The following is a 5,401-nucleotide window of genomic DNA, read 5'->3' as shown; positions in this document are numbered from 1 at the left end:
TACCCCCATTAGTATTATTTGAATTAGACTTAATAATACCAGCAGATTCGTAAATAATTGGAGGAACCTTAGAAATATCAGAAATCATAGAACTAGGACGACCTTTTTTTGAATGAAACACATTATCGTCATAATTAGAATCTTTATATTTTTTAACCCATCTTGCAAAAACAGAATCTGGAATAGAATACTTTTCACAAATATCTCTTTGAGTTAATGAATCATCAGAAAGATACTCTTTAACAACAGATAACTTAAATTCTGGTTCGTAATTAGTTCGTTTTCTCATAAAAAACACCCCTTTCTTTTTTTCAATTTTATGATATCACTTTCTTATTTTTTGTCCAAATCTTGTAAGGGGTGAATACGTTTAATATATATGATGAAAACATAAAATTCTTATATATAAACGGAGTAATAGACAATTGTGAAGGCATATGCTGTGTAAAAGTGCCGTTGTATTACAAAGCGTTATATGCAAGATTTAAACCACAAATCAATGGAGAAAAATCGCAAATGAAACCATTTGATGAAAGTATAAAAAAATATCTAAACAAAGATGGAAGTCTGGATTTAAACAAATTAATGAAAAGGTATATAAGATACATAAAAGAACGAGGAGCAGTAATGTTCAAGGGCAGAAACTATTACGAAGGAGTATATCAATACAATCTTGATCAATTTCTTGGATTATATGTAGAAGCAGCAGATGGAAAAGTATATCCTGAAACACAAATAGGCGGAGGAAGAATAGATTTATTGATAAATTTAAACAACAAAGAATACTTAATAGAAATAAAAGCAAATATAGATGAAGATCAATATGAAAAATCAAAAAAGCAACTAAAAGAATATATAAAAAGAAAAGGGCTAAAAGAAGGATGGCTAATAATATATTCAAATACAATAAAAGATTTTGAGTATATAGTAGAAGAAGAAAATGGGATAAAATTACATATATGGTTTATAAAAACTAATTTTGAAAGTCCATCAAAAATATAACTCCAGCAAAAGCTGGAGTTTTTTGTTGGTTGCATATTACTCCAAAAGTAAAAATCCTCAAATTTTGTGATTTTTTTCTTTAACATTTCTTAATATGGATAAATATTAAGAAAAAAATTAGAATATACAATTTAGATGCATTAAGGAATAAAAATCAAAATGGGAGGTTAAATTATGAAAAAGGTATTTTTAGTTGTATTATTAATAAGTTTTGTAGTTATTTCTTTTTCAACAAAGTTGATTATTAAAGGTTCTAATACTATTTTTCCTATTGCTCAATTGTGGATAGAAGAGCTTAAAAAAGCTAAACCAGATTTAGAAATAACTCTTGAGGGAGCCGGATCTTCAACTGGAATTGCAGCTTTATTTAATGGGACAACAGATATTGCAAATGCAAGCAGGTTTTTAAAAGAAAAAGAAATAAAAAAAATGAATGAAGAAAATAAATATTTTGCTCCTATTGTTATTGCCTATGATGGAATTGCAATAATTGTTAATCCGAAATTAAAAATAGATAATATTTCTTTAGAAACATTAAAAAATATTTATACAGGTAAAATCAGAACATGGAATCAGGTGAATCCAAATTTGCCAAAGAAAAGAATTGTTATTTATTCAAGAAATACAGCTTCCGGTACATATGAGACTTTTGAAAAAAAGGTTTTAAACAAAGAACGAATGGCCCCAACAGTAAAAATGGTTGAGTCTACACAATTTGAAATTGAACAAGTTTCCAGAAATCCTTATGCTATTGCATATGTTGGCGTTGGATATGTGACAAATTCTGTAAAAGTTTTAACAGTTGAAAATATACATCCGACTAAATTGAATATTTTAAATACAAAGTATCCTATTTCAAGACCATTATATATGTTTATTGATGTAACTAATGGATGGCCTGAAAGTGGAGTTATAAAAGAATACATAACCTTTGGATTATCAAAAAAAGGTCAGGAATTAGCTGAGAAAGCAGGATATATTGCAGCATATGGTTTTTAAAATTATTGGTAAAAATGGTGATAAAAAAGGAGTGTTCAAATGCGAGAATTTAAAAATAGAATGAATTCTATTTTGATAAAGTTAACTGCAACTATAGGTATAATTGCTTTAATATCAATTTTTATATTCATAATCAAAGAATCCATACCAGCATTGAAAGAGGCTGGTGTGGAAATTTTTACCACTTTTGATTGGTATCCAACTTCTGAAGATGCAGCATATGGAATTCTTACAATGCTTTTTGATTCTATTATTTTAACAGTTTTTACTTCTTTGATTGTTTTGCCCCTTGGATATATAGTTGCTTTTTTTATGTATGAATATGCAACACCATTTGAAAAGAGAATGATAAAATCGTCCATAGATTTATTATCTGGTGTTCCATCTGTAATTATTGGTATGTTTTTAATTATTTATATCTCCCCGTGGATGTTTGAAATAGGAGCATGGTCACCTGAGAATATGTTGCTTGCTGCTATAGGTCTTACAATATTATCTTTGCCGTATTCTGCTTCTTTGATGCAGGAAGCATTAGATTCTATTGATATTGAATTAAAAGAAAGTGCTCTCGCACTTGGTTCAACAAAATTTACTGCTGGTTTTAAAATTGTATCAAGAGCAGCCATTTCTGGGATTTTAAATGCATCTATTTTAACTATTAATAGAATTATAGGTGAAACTATGGTTGTTTTAATGGCAGCTGGAGGTGCAAATATGTTACCAACTTCATTACTTGACCCTATAAGGCCATTAACAGCTGCAATAGCAAGTGAAATGGGAGAAGTTGAAATAGGTAGTTTGCATTATTCAGCTTTATTTGTTTCTGGCTTAGTTTTGCTCAGTATATCATTTTTATTAACATTAATATCTAAAAGAATTTCAATTAAAAAATTTTAATAAAAGTTATTCAAGGAGACTGAAAAAATGAAGAAAGATTTAGTATTTTCCTATATATTTAGGTTTTTAAGTTATTTAGTATTTTTTACAATAGTCTTTATATTTTTATTTATAATATTTGATGGGATTAAATATTTTTCTGTATCTTTTTTTCTTGAATCTCCAAAAAATATGATGACAGATGGTGGAATATTTCCTGCGATTTTAGGAACTTTTTTACTTTTATTTTTAACACTTCTAATTTCTGTTCCAATAGGTGTTTTAACTGGTATTTTTTTATCTGAATATGGAAATAATAAATTTGGAAGATTATTAGATATAGCTATAACATCTTTATCTGGCGTACCTTCAATTGTGTTTGGTTTGTTTGGTTTAGCTTTGTTTTCAATTACTTTGGGTTTCAAAACATCACTTTTATCTGGAGCATTAACATTATCTGTTATGGCATTGCCAATTATATCTTCTGCCACAAGAGAAGCGTTAAACGGAGTTTCAAATGCATTAAGGGAGTCGGCTTATGCATTAGGAGCGAAAAAAACTGAAGTTATTTATAAAGTTGTAGTACCTGCAGCAAAATCAAGAATTATAACTGCTGTTTTGATTGGTGCAGGAAGAGTTATGGGAGAAACAGCTCCAGTGCTTTTAACTGCAGCTGTATTTTATTCAACTCATTTGCCAAAATCTTTAAAGGATCCGGTAATGACATTACCCACACATATTTACAATATAGCTATGGTATATGGCGAAAGTGCGCAATGGATGGCAAAAGGTACAGCTTCATTGTTAATGATAATAATTTTAATAATTTATTCTATTGCATTTAGAATAAGGAGGAAAATGGATGAATAATGTTATTATAAAAAAAGATGATATAATAGAGGTAAAGAACTTTAACGCATGGTATGGAAATAAACAAGCTTTGAAAGATATTAATATAAAATTTAAAAGGAATAGAATAAGTGCAATTATAGGACCGTCTGGATGTGGAAAGTCTACATTATTAAGAAGTATAAATAGAATGAATGATAATATTTCAGATTACCGTATTTCAGGAGAAATATTGTTTGAAGACACCAATATATATGATAAAAGTTTAGATATTACTATATATAGAAAAAGGGTTGGTATGGTATTTCAAAAACCAGTTCCATTTCCAATGTCAATTTTTGAGAATATTGCTTTTGGATTAAAAATTCACGGTATGAAAAATAAAAATAAAATTGAAGAAATAGTTGAAAATTCTCTAAAAAAAGCAGCTTTATGGGATGAAGTAAAGGATGAATTGTATAAATCGGCTTATGAACTTTCTGGTGGTCAGCAACAGAGATTATGTATTGCAAGAGCTATTGCAGTTGATCCTGAAGTTATATTATTAGACGAACCAACCTCAGCTCTGGATCCAATTGCTACTCAAAGAATAGAAAGATTACTTGAAGAATTATCTGAAAATTATACAATTATTATTGTTACTCATAATCTGGCCCAGGCAGTAAGAATATCTGATTATTTGTATTTTATGTATCAGGGTGAATTGATTGAAGGAGGATTAACTTCTGAAATAATAAAATCACCTAAAAATGAATTAACAGAAGATTACTTAAATGGAAGAATAGGATAATGGAGGTTATATAAATGCAAAATGTACATCACTTTGAAAATGAAATTTTAGTATTAAAAGCAGATATATCAAAAATGTTATCTTTAGTTCTGGATTCATTTAATATAGCAATTGAAGCTTTAGAAAGCAATAATGAATCAAAAGCTAAACAGGTTATAAATCTTGATGATAAGATTGATGATATAAATAGAAAAATTGAAGATGAAGTTTATCAGATCATTGCCCGTTATAATCCATTAGCAAAAGAATTGAGATATATTATTACTATGATTAAATTTTCAAATAATCTTGAAAGAATTGGTGATTTATCCTGTAATATTGCTCAAAAGGTTTTTTATTTTAAAGATAATGGAATAAGAGCCTCTTTAAATGAAGATATGATGAAGATGATAGGGTTATCACTTGAAATGTTGAAAGAAGTTTTTAAAGCTTTTAATGAAAGAAATACAGAACTTGCCATAGAAATTTGGAAAAAAGATAATATAATAGATGAATTGGAAATTCAGATAAGAAAAGATATATTGATAGATTTTAAAAAAGATATAATAGATGAAAAATCTATTATACCTTATGCATTGATTGCAAGGGATATTGAAAGAGTTTCAGATCAGGTGACGAACCTTTGTGAAGAGATAGTGTATATTGAAAAAGGAGAAAAAATAACCAATTTTTTATAGAGTAAATTCAATTTAGAAAAAGCTTGCACAGGGAAAAAATGCAGAAAGTAAAAAACAGGAAAGAAGAGGAGAAAAACAGAAACAAAAAAGTAGAAAATAAAGATGAAAAATGAAATAAAGACAAAAACAATCAATGAGAAATACAAATGAGAGTATATACTTAAAATAAGTATTGTGTAAAAATATGTATATATCAAAGAAAGAAATA

7 protein-coding genes are annotated in these 5,401 nt (G+C 27.9%); 6 read left to right on the top strand and 1 reads right to left on the bottom strand.

Annotated features, from left to right (window positions below):
• The coding region (locus tag XO12_RS10795) for a transposase (RefSeq protein WP_175420310.1) at positions 1–289 on the bottom strand (289 nt) is incomplete at its 3' end.
• A gap of 71 nt (positions 290–360) precedes the next feature.
• Between XO12_RS10795 and XO12_RS10790 the strand changes: the two genes are divergently transcribed.
• The 6 genes from XO12_RS10790 (at position 361) to phoU (ending at position 5,193) form a co-directional block, all read left to right on the top strand.
• Positions 361–1,002 carry a hypothetical protein gene (locus XO12_RS10790; RefSeq protein ID WP_254867735.1) on the top strand — a complete coding sequence of 214 codons (642 nt, stop codon included), beginning with the start codon at positions 361–363 and terminating at the stop codon, positions 1,000–1,002.
• Positions 1,003–1,176: 174 nt separating this feature from the next.
• Positions 1,177–2,001 carry a phosphate ABC transporter substrate-binding protein PstS family protein gene (locus tag XO12_RS10785; protein ID WP_175420309.1) on the top strand — a complete coding sequence of 275 codons (825 nt, stop codon included), beginning with the start codon at positions 1,177–1,179 and terminating at the stop codon, positions 1,999–2,001.
• A 39-nt stretch (positions 2,002–2,040) separates the two neighbouring features.
• Entirely contained in the window at positions 2,041–2,898 is an 858-nt protein-coding gene (locus XO12_RS10780; protein ID WP_175420308.1) for a PstC family ABC transporter permease, read from the top strand.
• Between the two features lie 27 nt (positions 2,899–2,925).
• Entirely contained in the window at positions 2,926–3,747 is an 822-nt protein-coding gene (gene pstA, locus XO12_RS10775; protein ID WP_175420307.1) for a phosphate ABC transporter permease PstA, read from the top strand.
• On the top strand, positions 3,740–4,516 hold the full coding sequence (gene pstB / locus XO12_RS10770) for a phosphate ABC transporter ATP-binding protein PstB (RefSeq protein ID WP_047266503.1): 777 nt from the start codon (positions 3,740–3,742) through the stop codon (positions 4,514–4,516). Before pstA ends, pstB begins: the two co-directional genes overlap by 8 nt.
• Before the next feature lie 14 nt (positions 4,517–4,530).
• Positions 4,531–5,193, top strand: a complete 663-nt coding sequence (gene phoU / locus XO12_RS10765) for a phosphate signaling complex protein PhoU (RefSeq protein ID WP_047266502.1) — start codon at positions 4,531–4,533, stop codon at positions 5,191–5,193.
• Positions 5,194–5,401 lie beyond the last annotated feature (208 nt).

Source organism: Marinitoga sp. 1154 (assembly GCF_013363285.1).
GTDB lineage: Bacteria > Thermotogota > Thermotogae > Petrotogales > Petrotogaceae > Marinitoga.
Note: the sequence above shows the minus strand (reverse complement) of the source record. Positions and strands in the feature narration are given on the sequence as shown.